Annotated in this window: 17 protein-coding genes; 4 read left to right on the top strand and 13 right to left on the bottom strand. The window is 66.9% G+C overall.

The features are described 5' to 3' along the window. The first annotated feature begins 33 nt into the window (after positions 1-33). Entirely contained in the window at positions 34-792 is a 759-nt protein-coding gene (locus tag MF607_RS02205) for a metallophosphoesterase family protein (protein ID WP_242115827.1), read from the top strand. 412 nt (positions 793-1,204) lie between these two features. On the opposite strand, the gene MF607_RS02200 is transcribed toward MF607_RS02205, so the two are convergent. From MF607_RS02200 to MF607_RS02185, 4 genes are all read right to left on the bottom strand, one after another. Next, positions 1,205-1,954 carry a class I SAM-dependent methyltransferase gene (locus MF607_RS02200; RefSeq protein ID WP_242115826.1) on the bottom strand — a complete coding sequence of 250 codons (750 nt, stop codon included), beginning with the start codon at positions 1,952-1,954 and terminating at the stop codon, positions 1,205-1,207. A 282-nt stretch (positions 1,955-2,236) separates the two neighbouring features. Next, positions 2,237-2,797 (bottom strand): 30S ribosomal protein S9, encoded by a 561-nt coding sequence (gene rpsI / locus MF607_RS02195; RefSeq protein ID WP_242115825.1) that lies wholly within the window; start codon positions 2,795-2,797, stop codon positions 2,237-2,239. Next, a complete protein-coding gene (gene rplM, locus MF607_RS02190) occupies positions 2,797-3,276 on the bottom strand; it encodes a 50S ribosomal protein L13 (RefSeq protein WP_242115824.1) in 480 nt (159 codons plus the stop codon). Before rplM ends, rpsI begins: the two co-directional genes overlap by 1 nt. A gap of 128 nt (positions 3,277-3,404) precedes the next feature. Next, positions 3,405-4,436: a COX15/CtaA family protein gene (locus MF607_RS02185; protein ID WP_242115823.1), complete on the bottom strand. Its 1,032-nt coding sequence runs from the start codon at positions 4,434-4,436 to the stop codon at positions 3,405-3,407. A gap of 100 nt (positions 4,437-4,536) precedes the next feature. Here MF607_RS02185 and MF607_RS02180 point away from each other — a divergent pair, with 100 nt between their 5' ends. Beyond that, a complete protein-coding gene (locus tag MF607_RS02180; RefSeq protein ID WP_242115822.1) occupies positions 4,537-5,088 on the top strand; it encodes a DedA family protein in 552 nt (183 codons plus the stop codon). Here MF607_RS02180 and coaD read toward each other — a convergent pair. The 3 genes from coaD to MF607_RS02165 are packed head-to-tail and all read right to left on the bottom strand — an operon-like array spanning position 5,085 to position 6,729. Beyond that, positions 5,085-5,585, bottom strand: a complete 501-nt coding sequence (coaD, locus tag MF607_RS02175; protein ID WP_347340852.1) for a pantetheine-phosphate adenylyltransferase — start codon at positions 5,583-5,585, stop codon at positions 5,085-5,087. The genes MF607_RS02180 and coaD overlap by 4 nt on opposite strands. Further along, on the bottom strand, positions 5,582-6,487 hold the full coding sequence (locus tag MF607_RS02170; RefSeq protein ID WP_242115821.1) for a polyprenyl synthetase family protein: 906 nt from the start codon (positions 6,485-6,487) through the stop codon (positions 5,582-5,584). The genes coaD and MF607_RS02170 overlap by 4 nt, the downstream gene beginning before the upstream one ends. Then, positions 6,487-6,729, bottom strand: coding sequence for an exodeoxyribonuclease VII small subunit (locus MF607_RS02165; protein WP_055999565.1), 243 nt, complete (start codon positions 6,727-6,729; stop codon positions 6,487-6,489). Before MF607_RS02165 ends, MF607_RS02170 begins: the two co-directional genes overlap by 1 nt. Before the next feature lie 190 nt (positions 6,730-6,919). On the opposite strand from MF607_RS02165, the gene MF607_RS02160 reads away from it, so the two are divergent. After that, positions 6,920-7,381 carry a hypothetical protein gene (locus MF607_RS02160; RefSeq protein WP_242115820.1) on the top strand — a complete coding sequence of 154 codons (462 nt, stop codon included), beginning with the start codon at positions 6,920-6,922 and terminating at the stop codon, positions 7,379-7,381. 49 nt (positions 7,382-7,430) lie between these two features. Here MF607_RS02160 and MF607_RS02155 read toward each other — a convergent pair whose 3' ends face one another. The 4 genes from MF607_RS02155 to MF607_RS02140 form a co-directional block, all read right to left on the bottom strand. Further along, positions 7,431-7,952, bottom strand: a complete 522-nt coding sequence (locus tag MF607_RS02155; protein WP_242115819.1) for a DNA-deoxyinosine glycosylase — start codon at positions 7,950-7,952, stop codon at positions 7,431-7,433. Then, on the bottom strand, positions 7,916-9,082 hold the full coding sequence (locus MF607_RS02150) for a BaiN/RdsA family NAD(P)/FAD-dependent oxidoreductase (protein ID WP_242115818.1): 1,167 nt from the start codon (positions 9,080-9,082) through the stop codon (positions 7,916-7,918). Before MF607_RS02150 ends, MF607_RS02155 begins: the two co-directional genes overlap by 37 nt. A gap of 39 nt (positions 9,083-9,121) precedes the next feature. Beyond that, the gene (locus MF607_RS02145; RefSeq protein ID WP_242115817.1) at positions 9,122-10,540 is read right to left on the bottom strand and encodes a M48 family metalloprotease; all 1,419 of its coding nucleotides are present in this window, start codon (positions 10,538-10,540) and stop codon (positions 9,122-9,124) included. Between the two features lie 63 nt (positions 10,541-10,603). After that, entirely contained in the window at positions 10,604-11,674 is a 1,071-nt protein-coding gene (locus tag MF607_RS02140; RefSeq protein WP_242115816.1) for a PA0069 family radical SAM protein, read from the bottom strand. A 56-nt stretch (positions 11,675-11,730) separates the two neighbouring features. Between MF607_RS02140 and MF607_RS02135 the strand changes: the two genes are divergently transcribed. Next, the gene (locus MF607_RS02135) at positions 11,731-12,060 is read left to right on the top strand and encodes a VOC family protein (RefSeq protein WP_242115815.1); all 330 of its coding nucleotides are present in this window, start codon (positions 11,731-11,733) and stop codon (positions 12,058-12,060) included. A 1-nt stretch (position 12,061) separates the two neighbouring features. Here the strand turns inward: MF607_RS02135 and moaB are convergent, their stop codons facing one another. Both moaB and MF607_RS02125 read right to left on the bottom strand, forming a co-directional pair. Beyond that, complete coding sequence (gene moaB / locus MF607_RS02130; protein WP_242115814.1) at positions 12,062-12,589, bottom strand: molybdenum cofactor biosynthesis protein B; 528 nt, start codon at positions 12,587-12,589, stop codon at positions 12,062-12,064. Further along, positions 12,579-14,318, bottom strand: coding sequence for a lytic transglycosylase domain-containing protein (locus MF607_RS02125; RefSeq protein ID WP_242115920.1), 1,740 nt, complete (start codon positions 14,316-14,318; stop codon positions 12,579-12,581). The genes moaB and MF607_RS02125 overlap by 11 nt, the downstream gene beginning before the upstream one ends. Positions 14,319-14,337 lie beyond the last annotated feature (19 nt).

The following is a 14,337-nucleotide window of genomic DNA, read 5'->3' as shown; positions in this document are numbered from 1 at the left end:
TTGGCTGCACTCGCAATATCTGGGGAGTGCCCGATGATCCGCCTGTTTCATGTCAGCGACGTCCATTTCGGCGCGGAGGACAAGGCGGCGATCGCATGGTTCGGCGAAGCGGTGAAGCGCGAACAGCCCGATGCGATCATCATGACCGGCGACCTGACGATGCGCGCCCGCACTGCCGAGTTCGAGGCTGCCGCCGAATGGCTCGAAAGCCTCGGCCGCCCGGTCACGGTCGAGGTCGGCAACCACGACCTGCCGCTCTACAACCTCTTTGCCCGGTTCGTCCGGCCGTACAAGCGCTACAAGCGGCTCGAACGCATGATCGAACGCCCGCTGGAGATCGACGGCGTCGCGATCGTGCCGCTCAAGACCACGGCCCGTTTCCAGTTCCGCTGGGACTGGTCGAAGGGTTATGTCGGGCCGAAAGCGCTGGCCCGAACGCTGAAACTGATCGATCGCGTGCCGAAGGGCGACCTGATCTTCATCGCCGCGCATCATCCGTTGGTCGATGTCGGCACCAAATCGAGTGGCGAGACCGATGGCGGGGCGGCGGCACTTGATGCGGTCGTTGCCGCCGGCGCCCATGCGGTGCTGTCGGGTCATGTCCACGACCCGTTCGACCTGCCCTACCGCACCGTCAAGGGCCGGCTGCGCATGATCGGTGCAGGCACGCTGTCGACCCGTACCCGCCGCGACCCGCCGTCGTTCAACGAAATCCGCATCGAGGGCCGCGAGTTCGAAACGATCGCACGCAAAATGGGCGCGCAGGACGAGCCGGTAACGATGGGCGGGTAGGGGGTCGCCGTAATCCCCGTCGCCTTGGACCTGAACCGGGGCCCGCTACTCGTGCGCCTAGAGACTGGCCCATCCAAATCGAGTCAGCCGTCATCCCAGCGCAGGCTGGGATCTCCCGGTGGTGACGCGGGACAAGAGCCGCACGAGGCGCCGGGGCCTCCGCTGGGGCGACGTTTCCGGTTAGCTGGATCAGGTCATAAGGGCCGGCGCCAGACCAGACCGTCTCTGCCAAGGTGCCTTACGCCGTATCCCCGCGAAGGCGGGGATCCAGGGCCCGGCGCACAGGCCTTCGTTCTGCTTGGCCCTGGACCCCCGCCTTCGCGGGGGTACGGATGCAACCAAGAGGCAGGCAGACGATGCTCGCCGAAATTCTATCAACCCCGGCCCGGCAACGTCGCCGCGCCTCAACCGCTCAAGCCATCCGTCGCCCGATCAACGTCCCCTTGGTCCCGCGATTGACCAGTTCGAAGCGGAAATTCGGCCAGCGCCGCCGCCAGCGCTGTGCGACCACCCGTTCGCCCGGCCGCGCGCCATCGTCGAGCATGACCACGCCGCCCACCGGCAACCGGTCGAACAAGGTTTCGGCCGCGCCACGGACATAGGGATGGATCGTCCATGGCGGCCCGTCGATCAGTAACAGGTCGACCTGATCGGGCAGCGCATCGATATCGTACCACACGCCCGGCCAGTCGCCCGGTGCCTCGACCAGCGGCGCCGCCCGCAGATCGGCAGCGATGCCATGTTCGGCCAGCCATTCGCGCGTCGCGTCGACGAAGCCGGCATGCTGGTCGAAGCTGATGAGCTGCCCGCCGCCATGTTTTGTAAGCGCCGCACCGGTCACCAGGCTCGACGCGCCGGTGCCCAGTTCGACGACGGTGCGCGGCCGGCTGGCAGCGATCTGTTCGACGATCAGCGACAGATAGCCGGTATCCGCCTTCCAGCTTCCCAGATTGGGCAGCGCATCGGCCGCAAGGCCCAGTTCGGCCATCAGCCGCGCCTTGTCTGCGCGCTTGCCGCCCGACAGGCTGCGCAGCAGCCACGGCCACTGGATCGCACCGAAGGCAATGGTGAACAGCTTGTCGGACAGGCTGCGGCGCAGTTCGTCGGGCCACAGGTCCGAATCGGCAAGCGGCAGCAACGATGTTTTGGCACGCGAGGTCATGGCGTCTCTTGGATTCCGGCTCCGCCAGCGTGCGGACGGGCACTCGCTATACGGTTACGGTACAAACGAAAAGGGCGGCCCGATACCGGACCGCCCCAAAGTGCGTACTGTTGACCGCAAAGGCAGAACCTTTTCTCCGCCCCGGCGTGACCGGCGTCACCATAAACGGCGACGGCCCGCTCCCCGTTCGGGCCCGCACAGCATCTGCTGGTCGGGTGTCCGAATGGGAAAGCGGGCCATTTCCACGAAGCACGCCCGTCGGGACGTGCTTCGTGAGTAACCTTAGCGCTTCGAGAACTGGAAGCTGCGGCGGGCCTTCGCCTTGCCGTACTTTTTGCGCTCGACGGCGCGGCTGTCGCGGGTCAGGAACCCGGCGGCCTTGACCGGCGCACGCAGGATCGGCTCGTAGCGGGTCAGCGCCTGGCTGATGCCATGCTTGACCGCGCCGGCCTGACCCGACAGGCCGCCGCCCTTGACGGTGCAGATCACGTCATACTGACCATTGCGGTCGGCGACGCCGAACGGCTGGTTGATGACGAGACGCAGCGTCGGACGTGCGAAATATACTTCCTGATCGCGACCGTTGATCGTGATCTTGCCCGAACCCGGCTTCAGCCACACGCGGGCGACGGCGTCCTTGCGACGGCCGGTCGCATAGGCGCGGCCATAGGCGTCGATTTCCTGCGCGCGCAGCGGCATGGTCGGACGGGCCGGCTCGACCGGAGCGGCGGCGGGGGCGTCGGTGCCAACTTCGGCGGCCGGAGCGGCCTGCTGGGCGGCGGCGGGTGCCTGCTGACCGGTCAGGTTCGCAAGGTCGGAAAGGGACTGGCGGTTGTCGGACATTATGCGCCCACCTTGTTCTTGCGGTTCATGCCCGCGATGTCGAGAACCTCGGGGTTCTGCGCTGCGTGCGGATGCTCCGCACCCTTGAAGATACGCAGGTTGCGCATCTGCTCACGGCCCAGCGGACCGCGCGGAATCATCCGCTCGACGGCCTTTTCGAGGACGCGCTCGGGGAAACGACCTTCGAGGACCTTCTCGGCGGTGACCGCCTTGATGCCGCCGGCATAGCCGGTGTGCTTGTAATAGGTCTTCGTCTTCGCCTTGTTCGAGGTGAAGCGGATCTTGTCGGCATTGATGACGACGACATTGTCACCGCAATCGACATGCGGGGTGAACGACGTCTTGTGCTTGCCGCGCAGCACGTTGGCGATGATCGACGCAGCGCGACCGACCACCAGGCCGTCGGCATCGACGATATGCCACTTCTTCTCCACCTCGTGCGGCTTGGCCGACTTGGTGGTCTTCATGAGCGCCTTCATGGGCGTTGGACCTTTCGGAAGTTAACCGCAGCCACCCCGAACCGGAGCGGTGCGAACGCCGGCCAATTGCCCGCACGACCGCCGAAAGTCAAGTAATGTGCGGCTTTGCTGACGGGTATCTGAATACCCTATCGCCGCCGGCCGGTTGCATGCGCCGCCCATGTCGTCGCCACCACCAGCATCGCACCCACGAACTGGTGCAACGCCGCCACCTCGATCCGCACCCCGGTCATGACCGTCGCGATGCCCAGCAGGATCTGGATGCCAAACGCGATATGTACAACCTTCGCCACCTTCGGATGCCCGGCACGCTTTGCGGCCCGCGCCAGCACGATCAGCGCCGCGACCGTGACCCACGCCCACCAGCGGTGAATGAAGTGAACGACATAGGGGTCGTTGACGATCGCATCGAGCGGGGCGCGCGCCGCCCATTCGTCCGCCGGAAAGAACCGCCCGTTCATCAGCGGCCACTCGTTCGTCACCAGCCCCGCGTTCAGCCCGGCGACCCATGCCCCGAACAGCAGTTGCACGAACAGCACCAGCCCCGCGATCGCGCCGATCGCCGTCATCCGCGCTGGCCGCGCATAGCGATCCGCCGCCAGCTCGCGCAGGTCGAGCGCGGTCCACACCGTCCCTGCCAGAATGAGCAACGCGTTGAGCAGATGTACCGCCAGCCGGATGTGCGACACGTCGGTCCGCACCGACAGCCCCGACGCGACCATCCACCATCCGATCGCGCCTTGCAGGCCACCGAGCGCCAGCAGCGCCAGCAACCGCCCCTTATATCCGGTCGGGATTGCACCCCGGATCCAGAACCATGCGAGCGGGAATGCGAAGGCCAGCCCGATCACGCGCCCCAGCAGGCGATGGACATATTCCCAGAAGAAGATGCCCTTGAACTGTGCCAGCGTCATGCCCTGATTGAGCAGCTGATATTCCGGAATGCGCCGGTAATTGGCGAACTCCGCCTCCCACTGCGCGGCGTTGAGCGGCGGGATCGTCCCCGACAACGGCTTCCATTCGGTGATCGACAGTCCGGATTCGGTCAGCCGGGTGATGCCGCCGACCACGACCATCGCCACGATCAGCGCGGCGACCCACCACAGCCAGCGGGCGATTGCACCCGGCCGGGCGCGCGAGGGAAGGGGCGGAGCGAGCATGTCCGGCATCTAGCGTTCGTACCCGTCGCGCGGAAGGGGCGTGTTTCGCTTTACCCGCCGGGACTTGCCGCTACGGTGCCGCCATGCCGAAAGCCTGCCCATGACGATCGAGGCGCTGATCGCCCGCTACGGCCTCGCCGCATTGGTTCTCGGCGCGGGTATGGAGGGGGAGACGGTCGTCATCCTCGGCGGGATCATGGTCCAGCGCGGGGTGCTGCCCTATGTCGGCGCAGTCCTCGCCGCCGCGATCGGATCGTTCATCGCCGACCAGCTCTTTTTCGCCGCCGGACGCCGCTTCCGCCATCATCCGCGCGTGGTCCGCTGGCAGGAAAAGCCGGCCTTCGCCCGCGCGTTGACGACGTTCGAACGGCATCCGACGCTGTTCGTCTTTGCCTTCCGCTTCCTTTACGGATTGCGCACCGTCAGCCCGGTCGCGATCGGCACCACCCGCCTGCCGCTCACCCGCTTCGCGGTCCTCAACGGATCGGCGGCGCTGCTATGGGCGACGATCTTCGTCTCGATCGGCTATTGGTTCGGCCATGGCCTCAGCGAACTCATCGGCCGCTGGCTGCCGTCGTGGCAGGTGCTGGCCGGCGGCGGCATCGCGATCGTGCTGCTGGGCGGACTGACCTGGTGGTGGCGACGGCGTTAGTCGCCCTTGCGCCCGATCCGCTCGACCCGGGCGGCTACCTCTTCACACACCGCCGGCGACACGAACTTGGCGATCGACCCGCCATACATCGCGATCTCCTTGACCAGCCGCGACGCGATCGGTTGCAGCGATACGTCGGCCATCAGGAAGACCGTCTCGATCCGGTCGTTCAGCTGCTGGTTCATGCCCGCCATCTGATATTCATATTCGAAGTCGGCGACGGCGCGCAGGCCCCGCACGATGACGCTTGCCCCCTGCCTCTCGGCAAAGGTCATCAGCAGCGCATCGAACGCGACCACTCGAATATCGCCCGCGACCCCGGCCACTTCGCGCTCGACCATGGCGAGGCGTTCGTCGAGCGAGAACATCGGCGATTTCGACGGGTTGGTCGTCACGCCGATGACCAGCCGGTCGACCAGCTTCGCGCCGCGCCGGATGATATCCATATGCCCGCGCGTGATCGGATCGAAGGTGCCGGGATAGACGCCGATCCTCACCGATCGCGCTCCAGCACATAGCGGGCGATGGCGCGCAGCAGGTCGGCTTCGTGGCCGAAGTCGCGCAGATGCTCGATCGATTGTTCGACCAGCATCCGCGCCTGTTCGCGGGCGCGGTCGAGGCCGAGCAGCGACAGGAACGTCTCCTTGCCCGCCTCGCCATCCTTGCGCAGCGCCTTGCCGACCGCCGCCTCGTCGCCTTCGACGTCGAGAATGTCGTCGGCAATCTGAAAGGCGAGCCCGATATCGCGGGCGAACCCTCGCAGCGAGGTGCGCTGATCGGCGGGCAGCCGGCCGAGGATTGCGCCCGCTTCGACCGAACAGGCGATCAACGCGCCGGTCTTCATCGCCTGCAACCGGGTGACGGTATTGAGGTCGAAGCTGGTTTCCTCCGCTTCGAGGTCCATCGCCTGTCCACCGGCCATGCCCGACGGCCCCGATGCGTGCGCCAGGTCGGCGATCAACTCGATACGGACGTGACTGTCAGGATGCGTCGCTTCATGCGCGAGGATTTCGAACGCCAGCGCATGCAGGCAATCGCCGGCAAGGATCGCGGTGGCTTCGTCATACGCCTTGTGGACGGTCGGCTTGCCGCGCCGCATATCGTCGTCGTCCATGGCCGGCAGGTCGTCGTGGATCAGGCTGTAGACATGGATGCATTCGATCGCGAGCGCGGCGCGCGCGGCACGGCTGCGCTCGACATTGAACAGCCGCGCGGTTGCGAAGACCAGCAACGGCCGCAGCCGCTTGCCACCGCCGATCGCGGCATGCCGCATCGCGCGGTACAGGTTCGCGCGCGGATCGCCGGGCACCGGCAGCAGCGCATCGAACTGGCGATCCATCTCTGCCGAGATTTCGCGAAGGGCGGCGTTCAGCGACACCGGCGGCGCGATCGTCGCCATTATTGCGCGTCGAACGGCTGGGTCGAGGCGCGCCCTTCGGCATCGACCCGGATCGCCTCGATCCGCGCCTGCGCCGCATCGAGCCGCGCGGCGCATTGCGCGCGCAGCAGATCGCCGCGGGCATAGAGGTCGATCGCGGTCTGAAGGTCTTCCTGACCCGTCTCCAACCGGCTTACGATTCCCTCGAGTTCGCGGAGCGCATCTTCGAAGGACAGGGCGGAAACATCGCGTTCGTCGGACATGAGCGACGCTATGGGGCAGGGGGCAGGGCGATTGCAACCGGGGTAAGTCGGATGTCGTGGATTAAGAGCGCTATCGACCCGTGGACGTGGCAACTGCCGGAACAATCATGCTCGACGGTGTTCGCTGCCTAGTTGTAACGTTCTGCGCATAACAATTGCGTCGAATGTATCGCTGTCGTGGAGGTGCCGTGTGAGTGTAGATTTTTACGTTGCAGTGCCCGCCGCCAACTGGCCGACTGCTGCTGCGGTACAGCAGTGCATGACGGATGGTGGCTTTCCGGTAGCGATCAAACGGTTCCCTACACTGGATAGCGCGGGCGTCGTGCGCGACGGCGTGCTGGTGGCGATTGATGGCCATGACGCGTATCTGGAGGGAGAACTGGCCCCCGCTATGCTGATGCCGGAAGATGTCAAGATCTTGAATGATCGCCTGTCGAGAGTATCCGCTTCCGAACGGATCGACGGCAAGCATGCGGTCCTGAGTATTCGGATCAGCATGCCGAACGAAATGCGGGCTACTGCTTATGTCATCTCGGCGCTGATTATCTGTTTCGATGGGTTTGGCTTTGAACCACAAGGCGACACATATGGGCGGAAAGACTTCGCTCAAACGCTCATTCGTGGTGCGGAGGCTCTTAAAGGATTGTTGTAGCATAGTTCGGTGAGTGGCGGCCTGCTCGCCGATAGCCGGAGTCGCGCGATCACGCAGACCGAAGGTACTTCGCGATCGCATCCCATGCCGGCTGCTTCACCGCAACGCCTACCGTATGCAGCGGACTGCTCGACGGCAGCGCCAGCGTCTCGACTCCGCTCACCATGCCGCGTCCCGCCTTCCACGCCGTACCGCCATTGAACGCCACCAGCCGCAACGCTGGCAGGGTCCCGATCAGCGCGGCCACATCGTTCGCAGTCGCGTCGCGGATTGCGGCGTCGCTGCTGCCGGGGCGGGTCGCGCTCGCCACGACATCCCACAGCCCGATCCCAGCCGCCCGAAGCGCCGCCAGTCGCGCCTCATAGGGCAGGGGAGGCAGGTCGGCTCCGATCACCGGCGACAGCAACCGCCAGAACTGGTTCTGCGGATGCGCGTAATAGCGCCCCGCCGCAAGCGAGGCGTCCCCGGGCAGGCTGCCAAGGATCAACACCCGTGTCGACAGGTCGACGACCGGCGGGAACGACGCCTTGCGCGTCACACCGCCTGTCCCGCCGCCCAGCCGCTCGACCATGCCCATTGGAAATTATAGCCGCCGAGCCAGCCGGTCACGTCGACCGCCTCGCCGATCACGTACAGGCCGGGCAGGTGTTTCGCGGCCATCGTCTTCTGGTTCAGCCCGTCGGTCGCGACCCCGCCGACGGTCACTTCCGCCTTGGCAAAGCCTTCGGTGCCGTTGGGATGGAATTGCCAGCCCGACAGCCGCCGTTCGATATCGCCCAGCACCGCGTCGCGCGCATTGCCGAGTTCACCGGTCACTTCGAACTTCGCCGCCAGCGCCTCCGCCAGCCGATCGGGCAGGGCGGCTCCCAGCGCCGATCGCAGCCCGGCGCGGGGACGCGCGCGCTTGGTCGCGAGCAGCCAGCCCGGTGGCTGATCGGGTACGAAATCGATCGTCACCGCCTCGCGATGCCGCCAATAGGACGACGCCTGCAGGATCGCCGGTCCCGACAGTCCGCGATGGGTGAACAAGGCCGCCTCGCGAAACTGCGCCTTGCCGGCCCCCGCCACGACCTCGGTCGCAACCCCTGACAATTCGCGGAACAGCGCATCCTCGGGCGGCAGCGTCAACGGCACCAGCGCCGGCCGCGGCTCGACCAGCTTCAGCCCGAAGCGCTTGGCAAGGTCATAGGCGAACCCCGTCGCGCCGAGCTTCGGGATCGACGGCCCACCGGTCGCGATGACCAGCGACGGCGCGGTGGCGCTACGGTCCCCATGCACGACGGTGAACACGCTATCGGCATGACTCACGTCGCGGATCCGCTGGCCGAGTGCGATATCCGCGCCTGCCGCCTCGTCGAGCAGCATTGCCACGATCTGCCGTGCCGACCCGTCGCAGAACAACTGCCCCAGCGTTTTCTCGTGCCACGCGATGCCGTACCGATCCACCAGCGCGACAAAGTCCTGTGCCGTGTACCGCCCCAGCGCCGATCGCGCGAATTGCGGATTGGCCGAGACATAGCGATCCCAGCTCGCGCCAATATTGGTGAAGTTGCACCGCCCGCCGCCCGAAATGACGATCTTGCGTCCCGGCTCGGGTGCATGGTCGACAACCAGCACCCGCCGCCCACGCTGCGCGGCGATCCCGGCGCAGAACAGGCCCGCACCGCCCGCGCCGAGGATGATGACGTCATGGCTGGTCATCGCCCGCCCTTCGCATGGCCGAAGGGCGAGGTGAAGGGGTCAGCCTCGCACCACGACCTTCACCAACTGCCCCGGCACCAGCCGCGCGCCGTCCTCCAGCCCGTTCAGGGTCAGGAACCGGTCGCGCTGGAAATCGGGATAGGCCATTTGCCGGCTGAGCGAATCTACGGTGTCGTTGGCCTTCACCGTGACGATGCGGATGCGTTTGCCGACGATCGCATTCGCCTCGGCCTGGCTGAGCGTGCCGAAGCTGTCGAGCAGCGGTTCGAACGGGCCGATGCCGCGTCCGGCGGGCGTGACGATCTGGAAATAATAGATGGCCGAGGGGTAGCGATAGGCGACGATCGTCACATCGACCGCCTGATTGTTGGCGGTGGCGCGCGTCGTCGCGATAGCGGCTTCGGTGCCGTTGATCCGCGTCAGTTGCGGCTCGACCGCGGTCCGCGCCCCCAGCGACGCCAGCCGCTGCTGCACGAAGCTCGCCGGATCGCCGGCCGGCCCCATCCGGAACTCGGCCTGCCCGCCTTGCCCGGCGATGGTCACCGCGTCGGTTCCGTTCTGCAGCGCATAGCCGGCCGGTGCGGTGAAGCGGATGCGGAGCGCGGGGTGCTTGAAGGTCGTGCCGTCGATCACCCCCTGCGCGGGATCGTCGTCATAGCGAAGGCCATCCAGCATCAGCAAATAGGTCACGTCCTGTGCCGGTTGGGTCGTCGCGCGACCGGCCTGCTGCGCCAGCGCCCGCGCGCGGCGGACGCGGTCGGCGCCATTGGGGTGGGTGCTCATCCATGTCGGCACGGCGTTGCCGCCCCGCCCGCTGGTCTGCGCCGCCAACGCCTGCGCTTCGTTCAACTGCACCAGCGCATCGGCCATGCCCGACGGCGCATAGCCGGCCGCCGTCGCATAGCGCACGCCGAACTGATCGGCCTGATACTCTTGATTGCGGCTGTAGGACAGGGTATAAAGCTGCGACCCGACGCCGGCGATCCGCCCGACCAGATCGCTGCCGGTCACCGCCCCCAGCAGCGTCGCGCCGAGCGTGCCCAGCGTCGAACGGGTGCTGCGCGAATTGCTGTGCCGCGCGGCGACATGGCCGACCTCATGCCCCATCACCGCCGCGAGTTCCGCCTCGCTGTTCATCAGCGCCAGCAACTGCCGGGTGATATAGACATAGCCACCGGGAATGGCGAAGGCGTTCTCGACCGGCGAATTGAGCAGCGCCACCGTGAAGTCGCCGCTGGCGTTCGACAGGCCCGATTGCACCGCCACCCGCTTGCCGACGCGCTCGACATAGGCCGACTGCGGCCCCGAATATTTGCCGCCATATTGCGCCAGCAGCTGCGGATTGGCCTGTGCCCCCTGCGCCCGGTCGCTCTGCGAGATCGATCGCGTCTGCGCCGTCGCGGGAGCGGTGATCGTCGCGGCACACAGCATGGCCGCGGTCCAGATCCGTGTCGTCATCGTTCGGCAGTCCCCGTTCAGTCTCGTTCGGAATACGTTGCGATACGACAACGGTTCCGTCGCTCAGATGAACAACTCGCCCTGTGCGCCAGCAGGCGGGCGGAAAAGATCGCACCGCAACGGCGCATGACCGCCGGTCAGTCCGTGCCGGCGACAGGCGATGGCGAAGCGGGTCGCCAGCAACTCCCCCCACACCCCTTGCCCGCGCATCCGCGAATGAAAGTGGGGATCGTTATCGCGCCCGCCGCGCAGCGACCGGACGATCGCCATCACCTTGCCTGCCCGATCGGGAAAATGCGTTTCCAGCCAGGCACGAAACAACGGCGCGACCTCGTGCGGCAGTCGCACCGGCAGAAAATACGCGCCTCTCGCGCCCGCTTCGGCCGCCCGTTCGATCAGATGCTCGACCTCGTGATCGGTGATCGCGGGAATGACCGGCGAGATCGAGACATAGGCCGGGATCCCCGCCGCGCTCAGCTTCGCCACCGCCTCCAGCCGTTTGAGCGGATGCGGCGCGCGCGGCTCCAACGTCCGCGCGACGAGCGGGTCGAGCGACGTCACCGACAGGGTGACGCTGACCAGTCCCTTCGCCGCCATCGGAGCCAGCAGATCGATATCGCGCACCACCCGGTCCGACTTGGTCGTGATCGTCAGCGGATGATTCGTCTCCGCCAGCACCGCGATACAGTCGCGCGTGATCCGCCATTCGCGCTCGATCGGCTGATAGGGATCGGTGTTCGTCCCCATCGCGATCGGCCGTGCGACATAGCCGGGCTTGGCCAGTTCGCTCCGCAGCAACGCCGCCGCTTCGGGCTTGGCGAACAGCTTCGTCTCGAAATCCAGCCCCGGCGACAGGTCGTGATAGGCATGGGTCGGCCGCGCGAAACAGTAGATGCAGCCATGCTCGCAGCCCCGATAAGGATTGATGCTCCGGTCGAACGGCATGTCCGGCGAGCTGTTGCGCGCGATGATCGTGCGCGGCTGTTCGATCGTCGCCGTCGTGCGCAGCACCGGTGCCGCGCCGTCCACCGTCTCGCGCCAGTCGAGCCAGTCGCCGTTCGCATCCCGCACCGGCAGCGCGAAGCGACCGCTTACGGCATTCTCGGTCGCTCCACGGGCAGGACGGTTGCGCATTGCACGATGCTACCGGCTTCGATAGAACGAAGCAAGAACATCAACGGGTGGACGATATGGCGCGCCTGAACTATCTCGAACTGCCGGTCGCGTCGACCGGACCGGCGGCGGACTTCTATGCGAAGGTGATGGGCTGGACCTTCACCGATTACGGACCGGATTATGCGGCGACGACGACCGGCGATACCGATGTCGGGCTGGACGCCGATACGACGCTGAAGACCATGCTGCCGGTCATACAGGTCGACGATCTGGAAGCGGCGCTGGCTGCCGTCGAAGCCGCGGGCGGCATCATCGTCGAGCCGATCTTCGCCTTCCCCGGCGGGCGGCGGTTCCACTTCCGCGATCCCGACGGCCATGTGCTCGCAGCAATGGTGCCCGAATAAGCTACCGCTCGAGCAGGCGCGGCATCAGTTCGACAAAGTTGCAGGGTCGGTGGCGGCTGTCCAGCTGTTCGGCGAGGATGCCGTCCCACCCGTCCTTCACCGCCCCGGTCGATCCGGGCAGCGCGAAGACATAGGTACCGCGCGCGACACAGGCGATGGCACGCGACTGGATCGTCGACGTGCCGATCTTTGCATAGCTTTGCCAGCGGAACAGTTCGCCGAAGCCGGGGATCAGCTTGGTCGCGACCCGCTCGACCGCCTCGGGCGTCACGTCGCGTCCGGTGACTCCGGTGCCGCCGGTGGTGATGACGCAATCGATCGCCGGATCGTCGATCCACTGGTCCAGTTGCGCGACGATCGTGTCGATATCGTCGCGCACGATCGCACGGGCGGCGAGGACATGGCCCGCCCCCTCGACCCGCGCGACCAGCGTGTCGCCCGAACGATCCTCGGCCAGCCCCCGCGTGTCCGACACCGTCAGTACCGCGATCCGCACGGGCACGAACGCCCGGCTTTCGTCAATTGGCATCGGCGACCCGCGTCCGGCCGGTCTTGCTCACCCGTACGGCGGCGGCACCCGGCAGGCCGGGGAATTTCGGCCACATTCCCTGCGCCAGCGCCGACCGACTGGCCGACGGCTTGCCTGCCTGCTTTTCGTACATCCAGTAATTGCGCAGCACGGTCATGACGTAACCACGCGTCTCCCAATAGGGGATCGATTCGATGTACAGCAGCGGATCGCCGCCGTCCTTCAACTGCACGTTCCACGCCTCGACCGGGGTCGGCCCGGCATTATAGGCGGCGATGACCTTGGGCAGCAGCCCGCCGGTGAACGGCCGGTCGCGCAACTGTTCGAGATAGCTCTGCCCGACCGCCATATTGACCTGAGGCTTCGACAGCGAAGACTTCTCCAGTTGCAAGCCGTGCGCGCGTGCATAGTCGGTCAACGCACCCGGCCGGATCTGCATCAGCCCCGTCGCCCCGGCGGGGCTGACGACGCCGGCATCGAAGCGCGATTCCTGCAGCGTGTGTGCGAACACCAGCGCCTTGTCGACGCGCCACCCGCCTTCGGGCGTCCAGTCGGGGGCGGGATAGCGCGCCTCGACCAGCGGGCGCGCGCCCTGCGGCCCGTTATGCGAAAGCCAGAGCTGCGTCGCGGGCAGGTTCAGGCTGCCGCACAGCCGGGTCAGCGCCGCATAGTCGCTTGCCCCCCCGATCCGCGCCTGATGGCGCAGCAGCTTGTCGGCCAGCGCGCCTTCGCCGATTTCGGTCAGCGCGGCGGCGACCTTGACGTTCGAGCGCCGCTCCAGCGCGCGCCAGTCGTCGGTCGCGGGCGCGCGGCCATTGGCATCGGCCCCGTCGATCAGCCCCAGCGCCTGCCGCGCCAGCAACCCGTAATAGGTCTCGCCATATTGCGCCGCGGTCTGCAACCGGCCCTGCACCAGATCGGGCCGGCCGCAGGCGATGTCGGCGCGCGTCGCCCAGTACAGTCCGGCCGATCGCAATTCGGTATCGCCCGCGCGCTGCGCCACGCTGGCGAACGCACTCTGCGCCGCCGCGCAATCCTGTTGCCGCCATGCCGCCAGCCCCTGCGTCCAGTCGGCCTGCGCCGCCCAGTCGCCCGATCCGCGTTGCGCCACCGCCGCCAGCCGCCGGGCATTGGCATCGTCGCCCGCCACGAAATAGATCCACGCGACCCGCCCGCGCATTTCGGTCAATGCTTCGGGCGTCAATTCCGATTCGCGCGGGCCGATCAGCGCTTCGGCGGCGGCACCGTCATCGGCCTTCACGAACGGCTTCATCGCTTCGAGCAGTTGCGCGGCGGCGGCATCGCTGCGCGCCGCCTTCGCCCGCACGCGCACCGGCGCGGCATCGAACCACACCAGCTTCTGCGGCGTCGGCAGTTCGGGCACCGCGTCCGCTCCCCGCAGCTTCGCGAGCCGTGCCAGATCGGGCGCCTGCGGCAGGTCGGGTGCCTCGGCGAGCAGCGCCAGCAATTGCGGCAGTTCGACCTTGGGCGACCCCTTCGCCGTATAAAGTTCGGCGCGGGCCACGGCATGCAGCGGGCCCGGCTTCATCGCATCCAGCCGCAATTGCGCATCCGCCCAGCGCCCGCCACGAATCGCCGCGAACACCTGCGTATACGCGTCGCGGTCCTCGGCCGACAATTGCGGCGGCACCCGCGCCTCGACCGGTGTCCGCGCGACGCTCCCCAGCGTCGGGGCCTCGCCGGCATGAGCGGGAAGGGCGGGCAACATCAGCGCCGCGAACACGATG

The organism is Sphingomonas lacusdianchii (genome assembly GCF_022664395.1).
GTDB lineage: Bacteria > Pseudomonadota > Alphaproteobacteria > Sphingomonadales > Sphingomonadaceae > Sphingomonas > Sphingomonas lacusdianchii.
The sequence above is the reverse complement of the archived record's forward strand: the minus strand, read 5'-3'. Positions and strand labels throughout refer to the sequence as shown.

What these genes read in the sequence shown, in the direction of transcription:
- MF607_RS02150 (WP_242115818.1), bottom strand. Translation starts at nt 9,082, where the DNA reads ATGACCAGCCATGACGTCATCATCCTCGGCGCGGGCGGTGCGGGCCTG.
- rplM (WP_242115824.1), bottom strand. Translation starts at nt 3,276, where the DNA reads ATGAAGGCGCTCATGAAGACCACCAAGTCGGCCAAGCCGCACGAGGTG.
- MF607_RS02145 (WP_242115817.1), bottom strand. Translation starts at nt 10,540, where the DNA reads ATGACGACACGGATCTGGACCGCGGCCATGCTGTGTGCCGCGACGATC.
- MF607_RS02125 (WP_242115920.1), bottom strand. Translation starts at nt 14,318, where the DNA reads ATGTTGCCCGCCCTTCCCGCTCATGCCGGCGAGGCCCCGACGCTGGGG.
- MF607_RS02185 (WP_242115823.1), bottom strand. Translation starts at nt 4,436, where the DNA reads ATGCTCGCTCCGCCCCTTCCCTCGCGCGCCCGGCCGGGTGCAATCGCC.
- MF607_RS02155 (WP_242115819.1), bottom strand. Translation starts at nt 7,952, where the DNA reads ATGGTCGAGCGGCTGGGCGGCGGGACAGGCGGTGTGACGCGCAAGGCG.
- MF607_RS02140 (WP_242115816.1), bottom strand. Translation starts at nt 11,674, where the DNA reads ATGCGCAACCGTCCTGCCCGTGGAGCGACCGAGAATGCCGTAAGCGGT.
- MF607_RS02205 (WP_242115827.1), top strand. Translation starts at nt 34, where the DNA reads ATGATCCGCCTGTTTCATGTCAGCGACGTCCATTTCGGCGCGGAGGAC.
- MF607_RS02170 (WP_242115821.1), bottom strand. Translation starts at nt 6,487, where the DNA reads ATGGCGACGATCGCGCCGCCGGTGTCGCTGAACGCCGCCCTTCGCGAA.
- moaB (WP_242115814.1), bottom strand. Translation starts at nt 12,589, where the DNA reads ATGCCAATTGACGAAAGCCGGGCGTTCGTGCCCGTGCGGATCGCGGTA.
- MF607_RS02180 (WP_242115822.1), top strand. Translation starts at nt 4,537, where the DNA reads ATGACGATCGAGGCGCTGATCGCCCGCTACGGCCTCGCCGCATTGGTT.
- MF607_RS02165 (WP_055999565.1), bottom strand. Translation starts at nt 6,729, where the DNA reads ATGTCCGACGAACGCGATGTTTCCGCCCTGTCCTTCGAAGATGCGCTC.
- rpsI (WP_242115825.1), bottom strand. Translation starts at nt 2,797, where the DNA reads ATGTCCGACAACCGCCAGTCCCTTTCCGACCTTGCGAACCTGACCGGT.
- MF607_RS02200 (WP_242115826.1), bottom strand. Translation starts at nt 1,954, where the DNA reads ATGACCTCGCGTGCCAAAACATCGTTGCTGCCGCTTGCCGATTCGGAC.
- MF607_RS02135 (WP_242115815.1), top strand. Translation starts at nt 11,731, where the DNA reads ATGGCGCGCCTGAACTATCTCGAACTGCCGGTCGCGTCGACCGGACCG.